This window comes from Halomonas flagellata, from assembly GCF_022487945.1.
GTDB lineage: Bacteria > Pseudomonadota > Gammaproteobacteria > Pseudomonadales > Halomonadaceae > Halomonas > Halomonas flagellata.
The window spans coordinates 1-1,338 of record NZ_JAKVPY010000069.1; the positions used below are offsets into that span (position 1 = coordinate 1).

Annotated in this window: 1 protein-coding gene; it reads left to right on the top strand. The window is 62.4% G+C overall.

Translation table 11 applies throughout. From position 1 onward, the window contains the following. Positions 1-489: 489 nt before the first annotated feature. A partial coding sequence (locus MKP05_RS21115; protein ID WP_276316707.1) for a Wzz/FepE/Etk N-terminal domain-containing protein occupies positions 490-1,338 on the top strand: 849 nt, incomplete at its 3' end.

Here is a 1,338-nt window from a genome sequence, read left to right on the forward strand (position 1 = left end):
TCAGGGATTCAAAAGCCTCGCACTATCAGAATCTCGCTGCTCGGTAGCGAGATGGTGGAGGAACTGGCTGAGCGTTGCTGAGATGCCGGAAGTGCCGCTCAGCAAAGGGCCTGATGAAAGAGGCGGGATCATGTCTTGTTGATGACGTCATGAGGTGGAAAGTGACTAAAGCCGATGAGTGGTCTGAAAAAGCATGTCATGAAATCCGTTCATCGCTCTCCAGGCGCCATCGGCAACCGGCTCTCTGCGGGAGATCGACACGGTCAAGGTGATGCTGTCGACATTAGCAGCACAGCCCCGCTGCCCCATAAAGAGGCGCAGCGGGCCATTTTCTGTGCCATACTTACCTTGGCTTACGTTTTGTGACATTTTGCTTCAGAGTCGACCGGCCGTCTCTCCCCGATAGCAACCGAGATGGAGCTGCGTGTCTCGGGAAGGTGCCCCCCCCTCGACACCTCGTTCACCATCCCTGACCAGGACAATACGCCGATGTCCGATATTCACTCTCACAATCCGGCCAGCAACGAGATCGACCTTGGGAGACTCGTCGGCTTGCTTATCGATCATAAGTTACTGATTCTGCTTATCACCTTCCTGTTTGCCGTCGGCGGAGCCGGCTACGCTCTCCTCGCTACGCCCATCTACCGGGGGGATGCCCTGGTGCAGGTGGAGCGTCGTGCCACCGTCAACCCCCTCGAGGACGTGGCTGCCGGCATGCTGGGAGAGGAGCGTGAAAGCAGCACCGCGGCGGAGGTGCAGATCCTGCAGTCGCGTCTGGTCCTGGGGCAGGTGGTGGAACGTAACGAGCTGGATCACCGGGTCGAGTCCAGAAAGTTGCCGTTGATAGGCAATTTCGTGCTTCGTCATGGCATCGAGCGTCCCGGCTTGATGGATGGACGTCCAGAAATCTGGGGCGGCGAGTGGCTCGAGCTGGGCCGCCTGGAGGTCGCCGATCACCTGCGGGGCATCCCGCTGCGCGTCGTGGCCGGGGAGGGCGGTCGCTACACCCTCAGCCTGGACGGCGAGACTCCCCGCGCGCTCGGCGAGGCCCGGGTCGGCGAGCTGGCCCGTTTCGCCGAGGGTGACATCGAGCTGCGCGTGGCCGCCCTCGAGGCCCCTGAAGGGGCTGAGTTCTCTCTCTTCAAGCACAGGCGTGTCTCGGCCATCCGCGATCTGGGGGACCGGTTGAGCGTGGCCGAAGTGGGCGTGGATCGTGGCACGAGCACCGGGATGTTGCGCCTGACCCTGACCGGGCCCGATCGCGACGAGATCCGGCGCTCGCTGGATGCCGTGGCGGAGACCTTCCTCACCCAGAATGTCCGGCGCCAGTCGGCCGAG